This is a genomic window from Pseudomonas sp. GNP013 (assembly GCF_054343995.1).
Genome location: NZ_JBTGUT010000001.1, coordinates 4991987 through 5007579, shown reverse-complemented (window position 1 = coordinate 5007579; position 15593 = coordinate 4991987). Strand labels below are relative to the sequence as shown.

The window sequence follows — 15593 nt, the reverse complement described above, 5'->3', positions numbered from 1 at the left end:
TTGGTGTGTTGCGCTGGAGCAGGTTATTCGACGGCCTTCACCATATCTTCAATGACTTTTTTGGCATCACCAAAGACCATCATGGTTTTGTCGAGGTAGAACAGTTCGTTGTCCAGCCCGGCATAGCCGCTGGCCATCGAGCGCTTGTTGACGATGATGGTTTTGGCCTTGAATGCCTCGAGGATTGGCATGCCGGCAATCGGCGAGTTCGGGTCGTTCTTGGCGGCCGGGTTGACCACGTCGTTTGCGCCCAGCACCAGCACCACGTCGGCCTGGCCGAACTCGGAGTTGATGTCCTCCATCTCGAACACCTGGTCGTAAGGCACTTCCGCCTCGGCCAGCAGTACGTTCATGTGCCCTGGCATACGGCCGGCCACGGGGTGGATCGCGTACTTCACGGTGACGCCGCGGTGGGTGAGCTTCTCGGTCAGTTCCTTGAGCGCATGCTGCGCGCGTGCCACGGCCAGGCCGTAGCCTGGGACGATGATCACGGTGTCGGCATTGGTCAGCAGGAAAGTCGCGTCGTCGGCCGAGCCGGACTTCACCGGGCGCGCTTCTTTCGACCCTGCCGCCGCACCGGCATCCGGCGCATTGCCGAAACCGCCGAGCAGCACATTAAAGAAGGAACGGTTCATGGCCTTGCACATGATGTACGACAGGATCGCGCCGCTGGAGCCGACCAGCGAGCCGGCGATGATCAGCATCGAGTTGTTCAGCGAAAAGCCGATACCTGCCGCCGCCCAGCCGGAATAGCTGTTGAGCATCGACACCACCACCGGCATGTCAGCGCCGCCGATGGGGATGATGATCAGCACGCCCAGTACAAACGCCAGGGCCAGCATCAGCGCGAAAGCTGTGAGGTTGCCGGTGAGCATGAACAGCAGGCCCAGGCCCAGTGTTGTCAGACCGAGCACCAGATTCAGCTTATGCTGACCGGCGAACTGTACCGGCGCGCCCTGGAACAGGCGGAATTTGTACTTGCCCGACAGCTTGCCGAAGGCAATCACCGAACCGGAGAAGGTGATGGCGCCGATGGCTGCGCCGAGGAACAGTTCCAGGCGGTTACCGGCAGGAATCGCGTCACCCAGTTGTTTGACGATACCCAGCGATTGCGGCTCGACCACAGCGGCAATTGCAATAAATACCGCAGCCAGGCCAATCATGCTGTGCATGAACGCCACCAGCTCTGGCATCTTGGTCATTTCCACGCGCTTGGCCATGATCGAGCCGGCGGTGCCGCCGATCAGCAGGCCGACGATCACATAGCCGATGCCGGCCGTCGCGAGTTCAGCGCCGAGCTTATAGATGAGGCCCACGGTAGTGAGTACCGCCAGCGCCATGCCGAGCATGCCGAACAGGTTGCCGCGTCGTGACGTGGTGGGGTGCGACAGGCCTTTGAGGGCCTGGATGAAACAGATCGACGCGATCAGGTAGAGCGTCGTCACCAGATTCATGCTCATTATTTCTGCACCTCTTCTTTAACCTTGGGCGCTTTCTTCTTGAACATCTCAAGCATCCTACGAGTCACCAGGAAACCACCGAACACGTTCACCGCCGCCAGGGCCACGGCCAGGGTGCCCATGGTCTTGCCCAGCGGCGTCACCGTGAGGGCGGCGGCCAGCATGGCGCCGACGATCACGATTGCCGAGATCGCGTTGGTCACCGCCATCAATGGCGTGTGCAGCGCGGGTGTAACGTTCCAGACCACGTGGTAACCGACATAAATCGCCAGCACAAAGATGATCAGGTTGTAGATACCCGGGGAGATAAGCTCTTCCATTGTCTGAATCCCTGCTTAGGCGTTTTTGCGGATGACTTGGCCGTCGCGGCACATCAGGCACGCGGCGACGATGTCGTCTTCGAGGTTGATTTCAAACTGCCCTTCCTTGGTGAACACCAGCTTCAGGAAGTCCAGCAGGTTGCGCGCGTACAGGGCCGAGGCGTCGGCGGCCACGGCGCCGGCGAGGTTGGTCGGGCCGCAGATGATCACGCCGTTTTCCACGACGACCTGATCGGCGACGGTCAGTGGGCAGTTGCCACCCTGGGCGGCGGCGAGGTCGATAACCACCGAGCCAGGCTTCATCTGCGCAACGGTCTCGGCGCTGAGCAGGGTTGGCGCCTTGCGGCCGGGGATCAGGGCGGTGGTGATGACGATATCGGCCTGTTTGGCGCGTTCATGCACGGCCAGGGCCTGACGCTGCATCCAACTGGCGGGCATCGGGCGTGCGTAACCGCCGACACCGACCGCGCATTCGCGTTCTTCATCAGTTTCGTAGGGCACGTCAACGAACTTGGCACCGAGGGACTCGATTTGTTCTTTTACTGCCGGACGCACGTCGGACGCTTCGATCACCGCACCCAGGCGTTTCGCTGTCGCGATGGCCTGCAGGCCTGCGACGCCGGCGCCAAGGATCAACACGCGCGCCGCTTTCACGGTGCCTGCGGCGGTCATCAGCATCGGCATGAAGCGCGGGTAGTGGTGCGCGGCCAGCAACACGGCCTTGTAACCGGCGATGTTGGCCTGGGAGGACAGCACGTCGAGGCTTTGGGCGCGTGATGTACGCGGCGCCGCTTCGAGGGCGAAGGCAGTGATGCCGTGCCCGGCGAGCCTGGCGATGGTTTCGTTGCTGAACGGGTTGAGCATGCCCACCAGGACGGTGCCACTTTTGATCAGCGCCAGTTCGCTGTCGCTGGGTGCCACGACCTTGAGAATCAGCTCGGCGCCAAAGGCATCGTTGGCACTGCCAATGGTTGCGCCGGCCGTTTCATAGGCGCTGTCGACGATGCTGGCCTTGGCGCCTGCTCCGCTTTGCACCGTGACCTTGTGGCCCTGGCCGATCAGCTTCTTGATGGTTTCCGGGGTGGCAGCCACCCGCGTTTCACCGGTCTGGGTTTCGAGAGGAACACCAATGTGCACGTCAAATCTCCTGCATGATCTTTTTGCTTTTGATCTTTTTGTAAAAAGGCCAGTGCACCGCGAGTGGCGCAACTGGGGCGGCCGATCAGCACGACCCCGCAGAAATGACAGCGGGGCGCGGCATTTTGCAGGCGAACTTTACGGCCTTCAAGGGATTATGACGGGTGACGAATAATTAACTACAAGTCACCGTGTGACTGATTGTCGCAATATGATGGATTAACCTGTTCAACATCATATAGTTAGACGGGTAACTGTGTTTATAGCGTGTTTTGTCAGGGCTGCTATGAAACGTCGTGGATTGAACATTGAGAGTCGCTGCAACCCTTGAAAATAATGAGGTTGAAGCTTTTTTTGGATGGGGAATACAGTCGGCTTAATTGCGACATATAAATATATCTGTAGGGCTTTACAGTATTTGACTACAAGGTCAGTAAATTACTGTTTTCCTTTAAATGCTGGGGCTGTAGCGCCGTGACTGCTCAATCAGCCAGTCTCTGAAAGCATGTAATGAGGCGGATCCGACCTTTCTCTCGGGAATCATGAGGAAATAGGCTTTGGTGCTGGCCAGCGCTTCAGGGTTGGCGATCACCAATCGCTGTTCTTCAAGCTCTCGCTGGATAAGGAAGGGCGGAATCAGGGCGATGCCCATGTCATGCATGGCTGCCTGGGACAGCATCGAGAACAGCTCGTAACGGGGGCCTGTCATGTCGCGAGGTACATTCAGCTGTTGGGCGTTGAACCACTGGCGCCAGGCATAAGGGCGCGTGGTCTGTTGCAGCAGCGGCCGTTCCGCTATTTCCTGCGGGCTGAAACATTTGCGCGTGCCGAGCAGTCCTGGACTGCAGACCGGCACGGGGTTTTCGCCCATCAGCCTGTGGGATTCGGTACCGGACCAGTCGGCGTCGCCAAAGTAGATGGCCGCGTCGAATTCCGTGTCGGCAAACAGGAACGGGCGCGTGCGGTTGGTCAGGTTGACGGTGACTTCCGGGTGCTGGTGCTGAAAGTCCTTCAGGCGGGGGATCAGCCATTGCGTACCAAAAGTCGGCACCACGGCCAGCTCGATGACATTGGTGCCCTGCTGGCCCATCACCGACAAAGTGTCGCGTTCTACGGCATCCAGTTGCGTGGCAACTCTGCGGCTATAGGACAGCCCGGCTTCCGTTAACTTGACGCCGCGTCGCGAGCGACGAAACAGCTCGACACTCAAAAACTCTTCAAGGCTGGCAATCTGTCGACAAATGGCGCCCTGAGTAATGGAAAGCTCGTAGGCCGCCTTGGTAAAGCTCTCGTGACGGGCCGCGGCTTCGAAACTGACGAGGGCGGTGGTGCTGGGGATTTTTCTGCGCATGTACCGTGCTCTCACATCAAAGGCGCGTCTGCGGCGATCTTGAGTATTACGAAGTGACAAATTATCACAAGGCTATGCGGAAACCTCGTTTGCCGTCTCCTCTTGCCCGACCTACGCTGCATGCACGACTTCTGAATCTCTCACCGAGGACTTATTCATGGCTGGCAAGGCAAGCTTCAACTGGATCGATCCGCTTCTGCTGGATCAACAGCTCACCGAAGAGGAACGCATGGTGCGCGACACGGCCGAGCAATTCGCGCAGGACAAGCTGGCGCCGCGCGTTCTTGAAGCCTTCCGCCATGAAAAGACCGACCCTGCCATCTTCCGTGAAATGGGCGAGACCGGATTGCTCGGTGCAATGATTCCCGAGCAGTACGGTGGCAGCGGTTTGAATTACGTCAGCTACGGGTTGATTGCTCGCGAAGTGGAGCGTGTCGATTCGGGTTATCGCTCGATGATGAGTGTGCAATCGTCACTGGTCATGGTGCCGATCAATGAGTTCGGCACCGAGGCGCAGAAACAGAAGTACCTGCCGAGGCTGGCGTCCGGCGAGTGGATCGGCTGTTTTGGCCTGACGGAACCTGACCATGGTTCCGACCCTGGCGCGATGATTACCCGTGCACGCAAAGTGGAAGGCGGCTACAGCCTGACCGGCGCCAAGATGTGGATCACCAATAGCCCGATCGCGGATGTGTTCGTGGTGTGGGGCAAGGACGATGCCGGTGATATCCGTGGATTTGTATTGGAGAAAGGCTGGAAGGGCCTGAGTGCTCCGGCGATTCACGGCAAGGTGGGGCTTCGGGCTTCCATCACCGGTGAGATCGTGATGGAAAACGTATTTGTGCCGGAAGAGAACATTTTTCCCGACGTGCGCGGTTTGAAAGGGCCTTTTACGTGCCTCAACTCGGCGCGTTACGGCATTTCGTGGGGCGCATTGGGTGCCGCGGAATTCTGTTGGCACACCGCTCGCCAATACACCCTTGATCGCCAGCAGTTCGGGCGACCGTTGGCCGCCACCCAGTTGATTCAGAAGAAGCTGGCCGACATGCAGACCGAAATCACCCTGGCCTTGCAAGGCTGCCTGCGTCTGGGGCGGATGAAAGACGAGGGCACGGCTGCGGTCGAGATCACATCGATCATGAAGCGCAACTCGTGCGGCAAGTCCCTGGATATCGCGCGTATGGCGCGGGATATGTTGGGCGGCAACGGGATCTCCGATGAGTTCGGGGTGGCGCGTCACCTGGTCAATCTTGAGGTGGTCAACACCTATGAAGGCACCCACGATGTGCACGCTCTGATTCTTGGGCGTGCGCAAACCGGTCTCCAGGCTTTCTATTAATAGGAGCATGGGCATGGGCGCGCTTTCGCATTTACGGGTACTGGATTTATCGCGAGTGCTTGCAGGCCCTTGGGCTGGGCAGATTCTTGCGGACCTTGGGGCTGAGGTGATCAAGGTTGAGCGGCCGGGTAAGGGTGATGACACCCGCGCGTGGGGGCCTCCGTTCCTTAAGGACGCATACGGCGAGAATACGAGTGAGGCGGCGTATTACCTGTCGGCTAACCGCAATAAGGAGTCGGTGACCATCGACTTCACCCGGCCGGAGGGGCAGAAGCTGGTACGTGAGCTGGCGGCCAAGTCCGACATTCTGATCGAGAATTTCAAGGTGGGTGGTCTCGCCGCGTATGGGCTGGACTATGAGTCGCTCAAGGCGATCAACCCGGAGCTGATTTATTGCTCAATTACGGGGTTTGGTCAGACGGGGCCGTATGCGTCGCGCGCGGGCTATGACTTCATGATCCAGGGGTTGGGTGGGCTCATGAGCCTGACCGGCCGGTCGGAGGATGATGAGGGGGCGGGGCCGGTGAAGGTTGGGGTGGCGTTGACGGACATTCTGACGGGCCTTTACTCAAGCGTGGCGATCCTGGCGGCGCTGGCGCACCGCGACCACGACGGTGGGGGACAACATATCGATATGGCGTTACTGGATGTGCAGGTGGCTTGCCTGGCCAACCAGGCGATGAATTATCTGACCACAGGTGTTTCGCCCAAACGCCTGGGTAATGCTCATCCGAACATCGTGCCGTATCAGGACTTCCCCACGGCCGACGGCGATTTTATCCTGACGGTGGGTAATGACGCGCAGTTTCGCAAGTTCGCTGAAGCTGCCGGGCAGTCGCAGTGGGCGGATGATGCGCGTTTCGCCACCAACCAGATGCGGGTGGCCAACCGAGCGCAGTTGATCCCGTTGATTCGCCAGGTCACCGTTTTCAAGACGACAGCCGAGTGGGTGTCATCGCTGGAGCGTGTCGGTGTGCCGTGTGGGCCGATCAATGATCTTGCGCAGGTGTTTGCCGATCCGCAGGTCAAGTCGCGTGGTCTGGCGATGGAGCTGCCTCATGTACTGGCCGGGAGAGTGCCTCAGGTTGCCAGCCCGATGCGGCTGTCCAAGACGCCTGTTGAATATCGCAGCCCCCCTCCTCTATTAGGGGAGCATACGGCCCAGGTGCTGCAGGCTTTGTTGGGGATGAGTCCTGAGAAAGTCGCTGTTCTGAAAGAGGCTGGCGTTATCTGACCTTTCTCTTCTATATAGAGGAGTGGGTAATTGATGATTTTTTAATCAACCTCAACTAATTGATAGGGAATGCAAATTTAGGGGTTGACGGCAGATTCTGGACGTCTATAATTCGCCCCACTTCCGGCGCAGTCGAAACGGAAAACTCCTTGGTAAACAAGTAGTTATGCAAGATTCGACAGCGAGTTGCTTCAGTTCATCGAGGCCCTGAAGGAGTTGATAGTGCGGTGTTGTCTGGCGCTATTAACGTTTCGATCTTCTCGGTCTAAAGCGGAGAAAAAGAGGTGTTGACAGCAGCGTGTAACGCTGTAGAATTCGCCTCCCGCTAACGAGAGATCGGAAGCGCAAGTGGTTGAAGTTGTTGAAGAATTCTTCGAAAGCTTCTGAAAATAATCACTTGACAGCAAATGAGGCTGCTGTAGAATGCGCGCCTCGGTTGAGACGAAAGATCTTAACCAACCGCTCTTTAACAACTGAATCAAGCAATTCGTGTGGGTGCTTGTGGAGTCAGACTGATAGTCAACAAGATTATCAGCATCACAAGTTACTCCGCGAGAAATCAAAGAATAACCAACGATTGCTGAGCCAAGTTTAGGGTTTCTTAAAAACCCAAAGATGTTTGAACTGAAGAGTTTGATCATGGCTCAGATTGAACGCTGGCGGCAGGCCTAACACATGCAAGTCGAGCGGTAGAGAGAAGCTTGCTTCTCTTGAGAGCGGCGGACGGGTGAGTAATGCCTAGGAATCTGCCTGGTAGTGGGGGATAACGTTCGGAAACGGACGCTAATACCGCATACGTCCTACGGGAGAAAGCAGGGGACCTTCGGGCCTTGCGCTATCAGATGAGCCTAGGTCGGATTAGCTAGTTGGTGGGGTAATGGCTCACCAAGGCGACGATCCGTAACTGGTCTGAGAGGATGATCAGTCACACTGGAACTGAGACACGGTCCAGACTCCTACGGGAGGCAGCAGTGGGGAATATTGGACAATGGGCGAAAGCCTGATCCAGCCATGCCGCGTGTGTGAAGAAGGTCTTCGGATTGTAAAGCACTTTAAGTTGGGAGGAAGGGCAGTTACCTAATACGTGATTGTTTTGACGTTACCGACAGAATAAGCACCGGCTAACTCTGTGCCAGCAGCCGCGGTAATACAGAGGGTGCAAGCGTTAATCGGAATTACTGGGCGTAAAGCGCGCGTAGGTGGTTTGTTAAGTTGGATGTGAAATCCCCGGGCTCAACCTGGGAACTGCATTCAAAACTGACTGACTAGAGTATGGTAGAGGGTGGTGGAATTTCCTGTGTAGCGGTGAAATGCGTAGATATAGGAAGGAACACCAGTGGCGAAGGCGACCACCTGGACTAATACTGACACTGAGGTGCGAAAGCGTGGGGAGCAAACAGGATTAGATACCCTGGTAGTCCACGCCGTAAACGATGTCAACTAGCCGTTGGAAGCCTTGAGCTTTTAGTGGCGCAGCTAACGCATTAAGTTGACCGCCTGGGGAGTACGGCCGCAAGGTTAAAACTCAAATGAATTGACGGGGGCCCGCACAAGCGGTGGAGCATGTGGTTTAATTCGAAGCAACGCGAAGAACCTTACCAGGCCTTGACATCCAATGAACTTTCTAGAGATAGATTGGTGCCTTCGGGAACATTGAGACAGGTGCTGCATGGCTGTCGTCAGCTCGTGTCGTGAGATGTTGGGTTAAGTCCCGTAACGAGCGCAACCCTTGTCCTTAGTTACCAGCACGTAATGGTGGGCACTCTAAGGAGACTGCCGGTGACAAACCGGAGGAAGGTGGGGATGACGTCAAGTCATCATGGCCCTTACGGCCTGGGCTACACACGTGCTACAATGGTCGGTACAGAGGGTTGCCAAGCCGCGAGGTGGAGCTAATCCCACAAAACCGATCGTAGTCCGGATCGCAGTCTGCAACTCGACTGCGTGAAGTCGGAATCGCTAGTAATCGCGAATCAGAATGTCGCGGTGAATACGTTCCCGGGCCTTGTACACACCGCCCGTCACACCATGGGAGTGGGTTGCACCAGAAGTAGCTAGTCTAACCTTCGGGAGGACGGTTACCACGGTGTGATTCATGACTGGGGTGAAGTCGTAACAAGGTAGCCGTAGGGGAACCTGCGGCTGGATCACCTCCTTAATCGACGACATCAGCTGCTCCATAAGTTCCCACACGAATTGCTTGATTCATTGAAGAAGACGATAAGAAGCAGCCCGAAATTGGGTCTGTAGCTCAGTTGGTTAGAGCGCACCCCTGATAAGGGTGAGGTCGGCAGTTCGAATCTGCCCAGACCCACCAATTTTGTGTGGGAAACGCCTGTAGAAATACGGGGCCATAGCTCAGCTGGGAGAGCGCCTGCCTTGCACGCAGGAGGTCAACGGTTCGATCCCGTTTGGCTCCACCACTACTGCTTCTGTTGTATGAAAGCTTAGAAATGAGCATTCCATTGTGATGATGGTGAATGTTGATTTCTAGTCTTTGATTAGATCGTTCTTTAAAAATTTGGGTATGTGATAGAAAGATAGACTGAACGTTACTTTCACTGGTAACGGATCAGGCTAAGGTAAAATTTGTGAGTTCTCTTAACTGAGAAATTCGAATTTTCGGCGAATGTTGTCTTCACAGTATAACCAGATTGCTTGGGGTTATATGGTCAAGTGAAGAAGCGCATACGGTGGATGCCTTGGCAGTCAGAGGCGATGAAAGACGTGGTAGCCTGCGAAAAGCTTCGGGGAGTCGGCAAACAGACTTTGATCCGGAGATGTCTGAATGGGGGAACCCAGCCATCATAAGATGGTTATCTTACGCTGAATACATAGGCGTAAGAGGCGAACCAGGGGAACTGAAACATCTAAGTACCCTGAGGAAAAGAAATCAACCGAGATTCCCTTAGTAGTGGCGAGCGAACGGGGACTAGCCCTTAAGTGGCTTTGAGATTAGCGGAACGCTCTGGAAAGTGCGGCCATAGTGGGTGATAGCCCTGTACGCGAAAATCTCTTAGTCATGAAATCGAGTAGGACGGAGCACGAGAAACTTTGTCTGAATATGGGGGGACCATCCTCCAAGGCTAAATACTACTGACTGACCGATAGTGAACTAGTACCGTGAGGGAAAGGCGAAAAGAACCCCGGAGAGGGGAGTGAAATAGATCCTGAAACCGTATGCGTACAAGCAGTGGGAGCCCACTTTGTTGGGTGACTGCGTACCTTTTGTATAATGGGTCAGCGACTTATTTTCAGTGGCGAGCTTAACCGAATAGGGGAGGCGTAGCGAAAGCGAGTCTTAATAGGGCGTCTAGTCGCTGGGAATAGACCCGAAACCGGGCGATCTATCCATGGGCAGGTTGAAGGTTGGGTAACACTAACTGGAGGACCGAACCGACTACCGTTGAAAAGTTAGCGGATGACCTGTGGATCGGAGTGAAAGGCTAATCAAGCTCGGAGATAGCTGGTTCTCCTCGAAAGCTATTTAGGTAGCGCCTCATGTATCACTGTAGGGGGTAGAGCACTGTTTCGGCTAGGGGGTCATCCCGACTTACCAAACCGATGCAAACTCCGAATACCTACAAGTGCCGAGCATGGGAGACACACGGCGGGTGCTAACGTCCGTCGTGAAAAGGGAAACAACCCAGACCGTCAGCTAAGGTCCCAAAGTTATGGTTAAGTGGGAAACGATGTGGGAAGGCTTAGACAGCTAGGAGGTTGGCTTAGAAGCAGCCACCCTTTAAAGAAAGCGTAATAGCTCACTAGTCGAGTCGGCCTGCGCGGAAGATGTAACGGGGCTCAAACCATACACCGAAGCTACGGGTATCACGTAAGTGATGCGGTAGAGGAGCGTTCTGTAAGCCTGTGAAGGTGAGTTGAGAAGCTTGCTGGAGGTATCAGAAGTGCGAATGCTGACATGAGTAACGACAATGGGTGTGAAAAACACCCACGCCGAAAGACCAAGGTTTCCTGCGCAACGTTAATCGACGCAGGGTTAGTCGGTCCCTAAGGCGAGGCTGAAAAGCGTAGTCGATGGAAAACAGGTTAATATTCCTGTACTTCTGGTTATTGCGATGGAGGGACGGAGAAGGCTAGGCCAGCTTGGCGTTGGTTGTCCAAGTTTAAGGTGGTAGGCTGAGATCTTAGGTAAATCCGGGATCTTAAGGCCGAGAGCTGATGACGAGTGTTCTTTTAGAACACGAAGTGGTTGATGCCATGCTTCCAAGAAAAGCTTCTAAGCTTCAGGTAACCAGGAACCGTACCCCAAACCGACACAGGTGGTTGGGTAGAGAATACCAAGGCGCTTGAGAGAACTCGGGTGAAGGAACTAGGCAAAATGGCACCGTAACTTCGGGAGAAGGTGCGCCGGTGAGGGTGAAGGACTTGCTCCGTAAGCTCATGCCGGTCGAAGATACCAGGCCGCTGCGACTGTTTATTAAAAACACAGCACTCTGCAAACACGAAAGTGGACGTATAGGGTGTGACGCCTGCCCGGTGCCGGAAGGTTAATTGATGGGGTTAGCTAACGCGAAGCTCTTGATCGAAGCCCCGGTAAACGGCGGCCGTAACTATAACGGTCCTAAGGTAGCGAAATTCCTTGTCGGGTAAGTTCCGACCTGCACGAATGGCGTAACGATGGCGGCGCTGTCTCCACCCGAGACTCAGTGAAATTGAAATCGCTGTGAAGATGCAGTGTATCCGCGGCTAGACGGAAAGACCCCGTGAACCTTTACTATAGCTTTGCACTGGACTTTGAATTTGCTTGTGTAGGATAGGTGGGAGGCTTTGAAGCGTGGACGCCAGTCTGCGTGGAGCCAACCTTGAAATACCACCCTGGCAACTTTGAGGTTCTAACTCAGGTCCGTTATCCGGATCGAGGACAGTGTATGGTGGGTAGTTTGACTGGGGCGGTCTCCTCCTAAAGAGTAACGGAGGAGTACGAAGGTGCGCTCAGACCGGTCGGAAATCGGTCGTAGAGTATAAAGGCAAAAGCGCGCTTGACTGCGAGACAGACACGTCGAGCAGGTACGAAAGTAGGTCTTAGTGATCCGGTGGTTCTGTATGGAAGGGCCATCGCTCAACGGATAAAAGGTACTCCGGGGATAACAGGCTGATACCGCCCAAGAGTTCATATCGACGGCGGTGTTTGGCACCTCGATGTCGGCTCATCACATCCTGGGGCTGAAGCCGGTCCCAAGGGTATGGCTGTTCGCCATTTAAAGTGGTACGCGAGCTGGGTTTAGAACGTCGTGAGACAGTTCGGTCCCTATCTGCCGTGGACGTTTGAGATTTGAGAGGGGCTGCTCCTAGTACGAGAGGACCGGAGTGGACGAACCTCTGGTGTTCCGGTTGTCACGCCAGTGGCATTGCCGGGTAGCTATGTTCGGAATAGATAACCGCTGAAAGCATCTAAGCGGGAAACTAGCCTCAAGATGAGATCTCACTGGAACCTTGAGTTCCCTGAAGGGCCGTCGAAGACTACGACGTTGATAGGTTGGGTGTGTAAGCGCTGTGAGGCGTTGAGCTAACCAATACTAATTGCCCGTGAGGCTTGACCATATAACACCCAAGCAATTTGAGTACTCGAAAGAGCATCAGATTGCGGTGTGTGAAGACGAGATGAACCGAAAGTTCGACGCTCACAAAACACCGACAGCTGTCACATACCCAATTTGCTGAAGCGAGGCCATCTGGTCACGACTCAGTACCCGAATTTCTTGACGACCATAGAGCATTGGAACCACCTGATCCCATCCCGAACTCAGTAGTGAAACGATGCATCGCCGATGGTAGTGTGGGGTTTCCCCATGTGAGAGTAGGTCATCGTCAAGATTAAATTCCGAAACCCCATTTGCGAAAGCAGATGGGGTTTTGTTTTTGTAGAAGTCCATGAATTTTCACCGGCGTGTTGTTTGAACAACGCTCTGGTATACAGAATTTCTTGACGACCATAGAGCATTGGAACCACCTGATCCCATCCCGAACTCAGCAGTGAAACGATGCATCGCCGATGGTAGTGTGGGGTTTCCCCATGTGAGAGTAGGTCATCGTCAAGATTGAATTCCAGAACCCCTGTCTGCTAGCGCAGACAGGGGTTTTGTCGTTTAGGGACTTGGACAGGGTGCTCGCCTTACCTGGTCCCATATCACGCTTACATGCTTGCACTTGTACGATAACCATTGGTCGGCTGCCCTGTAGGGGATGAGAATACATCTCAAGATTTCCGCACTCCCTGCCGAAAGCCTGACGAGCCACGCGTGCCCCGAGATAGAGCGGCCGAAGAGCCTGCTTATAGCGCTACATGGAATGTTCCACGCGGCACGCTCATCCCCTTTGGCAAAAGAAGTCGACGAAATGAATCTGAAGTTCAGTCATAAAATCCTGCTGGCCGCGTCAGGCGTCGTTGTCCTGGCCTTCGCGTTATTCACGCTCTACAACGACTACCTGCAGCGCAGCACGATCAAGCAAAATCTGGAGTCGTCCATCCAGCAGTCAGGTGAACTCACCGCCAGCAGTGTGCAGAACTGGCTAAGTGGCCGCGTACTGGTCCTCGAGAACCTGGCACAGAACATCGCACACCAAGGGGCAACTGCCGACCTTCCGGGTCTGGTTGATCAGCCTGCGCTCACTTCAAATTTTCAATTCACCTACGTTGGCCAAACCAACGGCGTGTTCACGCAGCGCCCCGACGCCAAGATGCCCGATGGCTACGACCCGCGTCAGCGTCCCTGGTACAAACAAGCCGTCGCTGCCGATAAGCCCATGCTTACACCGCCCTACATGGCCGCAGTAGGTGGGCAGATCGTTACCATCGCCATGCCGGTCAAGAAGAACGGTGAGCTGCTGGGTGTCGTCGGTGGAGACCTGAGCCTGCAAACCCTGGTGAAGATCATCAATGCCGTGGACTTCGGCGGCATTGGTCACGGGTTTCTGGTCAGCGGCGATGGCCAGGTCATCGTTAGTCCGGACGAGGACCAGGTGATGAAGAACCTCAAGGATATCTATCCAGGCATCAGCCTGCGTATCGACAAGGTCAACCAGGATGTCGTCCTCAACGGTCAGGAGCGCATCCTGTCGTTCACGCCTATCAGCGGCTTGCCAGGCGCGGATTGGTATATCGGTCTGTCGATCGACAAAGACAAAGCCTACGCACCACTGGGTAAATTCCGCACTTCAGCGCTGATTGCCATGCTGATCGCTGTGGTAGCGATTGCCGTGCTCTTGAGCCTGCTGATTCAAGTATTGCTGCGGCCCTTGACCACCATGGGTGCGGCGATGAAGGACATTGCCCAAGGTGAAGGCGACCTTACTCGTCGCCTCAATGTGACCAGCAAGGACGAATTTGGCGAAGTGGGCAGTGCTTTCAACCAATTCGTCGAGCGAATCCACGCGTCCATTTCCGAAGTGTCCTCGGCGACGCGCCAGGTACACGATCTGTCCCAGCGAGTGATGGCCTCGTCCAATGCCTCCATCGTTGGCTCCGACGAGCAGAGCGCGCGCACCAACAGCGTAGCCGCCGCTATCAACGAGCTGGGCGCCGCCACCCAGGAAATTGCACGTAACGCAGCCGACGCCTCGCAGCATGCCAGCGGTGCCAGCGAGCAAGCGGATGGCGGACGCAAAGTGGTTGAGCAAACCATCCTGGCAATGTCGGAGCTGTCGCAAAAAATCAGCCTGTCCTGCACCCAGATCGAAACGCTGAATGCCAGTACCGACAACATCGGCCACATTCTCGATGTGATCAAAGGTATCTCTCAGCAAACCAACCTGCTCGCGCTCAATGCCGCGATCGAAGCGGCACGGGCCGGCGAGGCAGGTCGTGGCTTTGCAGTGGTCGCTGACGAAGTGCGCAACCTCGCTCACCGCACCCAGGAGTCGGCTGAAGAGATCCATAAAATGATCACCTCGCTGCAAGTGGGCTCGCGTGAAGCGGTAACTACCATGAACGCCAGCCAGGCCTCCAGCGAAGAGAGCGTTGAAGTGGCCAACCAGGCCGGCGAGCGCCTGATCAGCGTGACGCAGCGGATTGTCGAGATCGACGGCATGAACCAATCGGTGGCTGCCGCTACCGAGGAGCAGACTGCCGTGGTTGAGAGCCTCAACGTGGATATCAACCAGATCAACCTGCTGAACCAGCAAGGCGTGGTCAACCTCAATGAAACGCTGAGAGACTGCGATGCGCTCTCCCAGCAGGCCAGTCGATTGAAGCAGCTGGTTGACAGCTTCAAGCTCTGACTTTTGAGTGCAAAGCAGGAGCGAGCACGCTCGCTCCTGCGTTCAGCCAAGCATCCGGCGCACATTCTCCAGCGCACTGTCGGCAAACGCTTGTGCAAACGCATCAAATTCCACCTGGGTGTCTCCGACAGGTTCGCCGATGATCGTCCAGGTCGCCCTGGCACGGCCGGCGTCAACCGCCTCAACACTCATCGCCGCCCACAGGCGCGCCACGCCCAAGGTGTTGTAGACCGTAGTCCAGGTCATGCACATGGCGTCTTCATCCCGGCTGTTGAGTTGTTCCACCACGCAGTGACCATCGTGGAAGAACTTGGTACGCAAGGCTCCAACACCCGTGCCGGTCATTTCGATATGTGACAGGGCCGGAATGAACGCATCAAAGCCTGCAAAGTGACCGACTACGGCCCACAAGCGAGCCGCTTCGCACTCGACAACGACACAGGCCTGCACCGGTGCGGTACAGGGATTGCGAATCAGCGTATCGGGTTGCAGTGGTTTCATGAGAAAGGTCCTT

8 protein-coding genes, 2 tRNA genes and 4 rRNA genes are annotated in these 15593 nt (G+C 55.7%); 9 read left to right on the top strand and 5 right to left on the bottom strand.

Features of this window, described 5'->3' with window-relative positions; translation table 11 throughout:
* Nucleotides 1-23: 23 nt before the first annotated feature.
* From ACXX81_RS22005 to ACXX81_RS21990, 4 genes are all read right to left on the bottom strand, one after another.
* Nucleotides 24-1460 carry an NAD(P)(+) transhydrogenase (Re/Si-specific) subunit beta gene (locus tag ACXX81_RS22005; RefSeq protein WP_231422153.1) on the bottom strand — a complete coding sequence of 479 codons (1437 nt, stop codon included), beginning with the start codon at nt 1458-1460 and terminating at the stop codon, nt 24-26.
* On the bottom strand, nt 1460-1780 hold the full coding sequence (locus ACXX81_RS22000) for an NAD(P) transhydrogenase subunit alpha part 2 (RefSeq protein WP_025854291.1): 321 nt from the start codon (nt 1778-1780) through the stop codon (nt 1460-1462). The genes ACXX81_RS22005 and ACXX81_RS22000 overlap by 1 nt, the downstream gene beginning before the upstream one ends.
* A gap of 15 nt (nt 1781-1795) precedes the next feature.
* The gene (locus ACXX81_RS21995) at nt 1796-2917 is read right to left on the bottom strand and encodes a Re/Si-specific NAD(P)(+) transhydrogenase subunit alpha (RefSeq protein WP_209986943.1); all 1122 of its coding nucleotides are present in this window, start codon (nt 2915-2917) and stop codon (nt 1796-1798) included.
* Nucleotides 2918-3368: 451 nt separating this feature from the next.
* On the bottom strand, nt 3369-4268 hold the full coding sequence (locus ACXX81_RS21990) for a LysR family transcriptional regulator (protein ID WP_209986947.1): 900 nt from the start codon (nt 4266-4268) through the stop codon (nt 3369-3371).
* Between the two features lie 157 nt (nt 4269-4425).
* Here ACXX81_RS21990 and ACXX81_RS21985 point away from each other — a divergent pair, with 157 nt between their 5' ends.
* From ACXX81_RS21985 to ACXX81_RS21945, 9 genes are all read left to right on the top strand, one after another.
* On the top strand, nt 4426-5607 hold the full coding sequence (locus ACXX81_RS21985; RefSeq protein ID WP_458572397.1) for an acyl-CoA dehydrogenase: 1182 nt from the start codon (nt 4426-4428) through the stop codon (nt 5605-5607).
* Nucleotides 5608-5620: 13 nt separating this feature from the next.
* Nucleotides 5621-6841, top strand: a complete 1221-nt coding sequence (locus ACXX81_RS21980) for a CaiB/BaiF CoA transferase family protein (RefSeq protein WP_458572396.1) — start codon at nt 5621-5623, stop codon at nt 6839-6841.
* Between the two features lie 621 nt (nt 6842-7462).
* Nucleotides 7463-8999 (top strand): 16S ribosomal RNA (locus ACXX81_RS21975).
* An 82-nt stretch (nt 9000-9081) separates the two neighbouring features.
* A tRNA-Ile gene (locus ACXX81_RS21970) sits at nt 9082-9158 on the top strand.
* A 30-nt stretch (nt 9159-9188) separates the two neighbouring features.
* Nucleotides 9189-9264, top strand: a tRNA-Ala gene (locus ACXX81_RS21965).
* A gap of 247 nt (nt 9265-9511) precedes the next feature.
* A 23S ribosomal RNA gene (locus ACXX81_RS21960) occupies nt 9512-12403 on the top strand.
* 157 nt (nt 12404-12560) lie between these two features.
* Nucleotides 12561-12676 (top strand): 5S ribosomal RNA (rrf, locus tag ACXX81_RS21955).
* Between the two features lie 108 nt (nt 12677-12784).
* Nucleotides 12785-12900 (top strand): 5S ribosomal RNA (gene rrf, locus ACXX81_RS21950).
* The 16S, 23S and 5S rRNA genes sit together here with 2 tRNA genes alongside, the layout of an rRNA operon.
* Before the next feature lie 298 nt (nt 12901-13198).
* Nucleotides 13199-15079 (top strand): methyl-accepting chemotaxis protein, encoded by a 1881-nt coding sequence (locus ACXX81_RS21945; protein WP_458572395.1) that lies wholly within the window; start codon nt 13199-13201, stop codon nt 15077-15079.
* A 42-nt stretch (nt 15080-15121) separates the two neighbouring features.
* Here the strand turns inward: ACXX81_RS21945 and ACXX81_RS21940 are convergent, their stop codons facing one another.
* Nucleotides 15122-15580 carry an SRPBCC family protein gene (locus ACXX81_RS21940; RefSeq protein ID WP_209986959.1) on the bottom strand — a complete coding sequence of 153 codons (459 nt, stop codon included), beginning with the start codon at nt 15578-15580 and terminating at the stop codon, nt 15122-15124.
* Nucleotides 15581-15593: the final 13 nt, after the last annotated feature.

What these genes read in the sequence shown, in the direction of transcription:
- ACXX81_RS22005 (WP_231422153.1), bottom strand. Translation starts at nt 1,460, where the DNA reads ATGAGCATGAATCTGGTGACGACGCTCTACCTGATCGCGTCGATCTGT.
- ACXX81_RS22000 (WP_025854291.1), bottom strand. Translation starts at nt 1,780, where the DNA reads ATGGAAGAGCTTATCTCCCCGGGTATCTACAACCTGATCATCTTTGTG.
- ACXX81_RS21990 (WP_209986947.1), bottom strand. Translation starts at nt 4,268, where the DNA reads ATGCGCAGAAAAATCCCCAGCACCACCGCCCTCGTCAGTTTCGAAGCC.
- ACXX81_RS21985 (WP_458572397.1), top strand. Translation starts at nt 4,426, where the DNA reads ATGGCTGGCAAGGCAAGCTTCAACTGGATCGATCCGCTTCTGCTGGAT.
- ACXX81_RS21980 (WP_458572396.1), top strand. Translation starts at nt 5,621, where the DNA reads ATGGGCGCGCTTTCGCATTTACGGGTACTGGATTTATCGCGAGTGCTT.
- ACXX81_RS21945 (WP_458572395.1), top strand. Translation starts at nt 13,199, where the DNA reads ATGAATCTGAAGTTCAGTCATAAAATCCTGCTGGCCGCGTCAGGCGTC.
- ACXX81_RS21940 (WP_209986959.1), bottom strand. Translation starts at nt 15,580, where the DNA reads ATGAAACCACTGCAACCCGATACGCTGATTCGCAATCCCTGTACCGCA.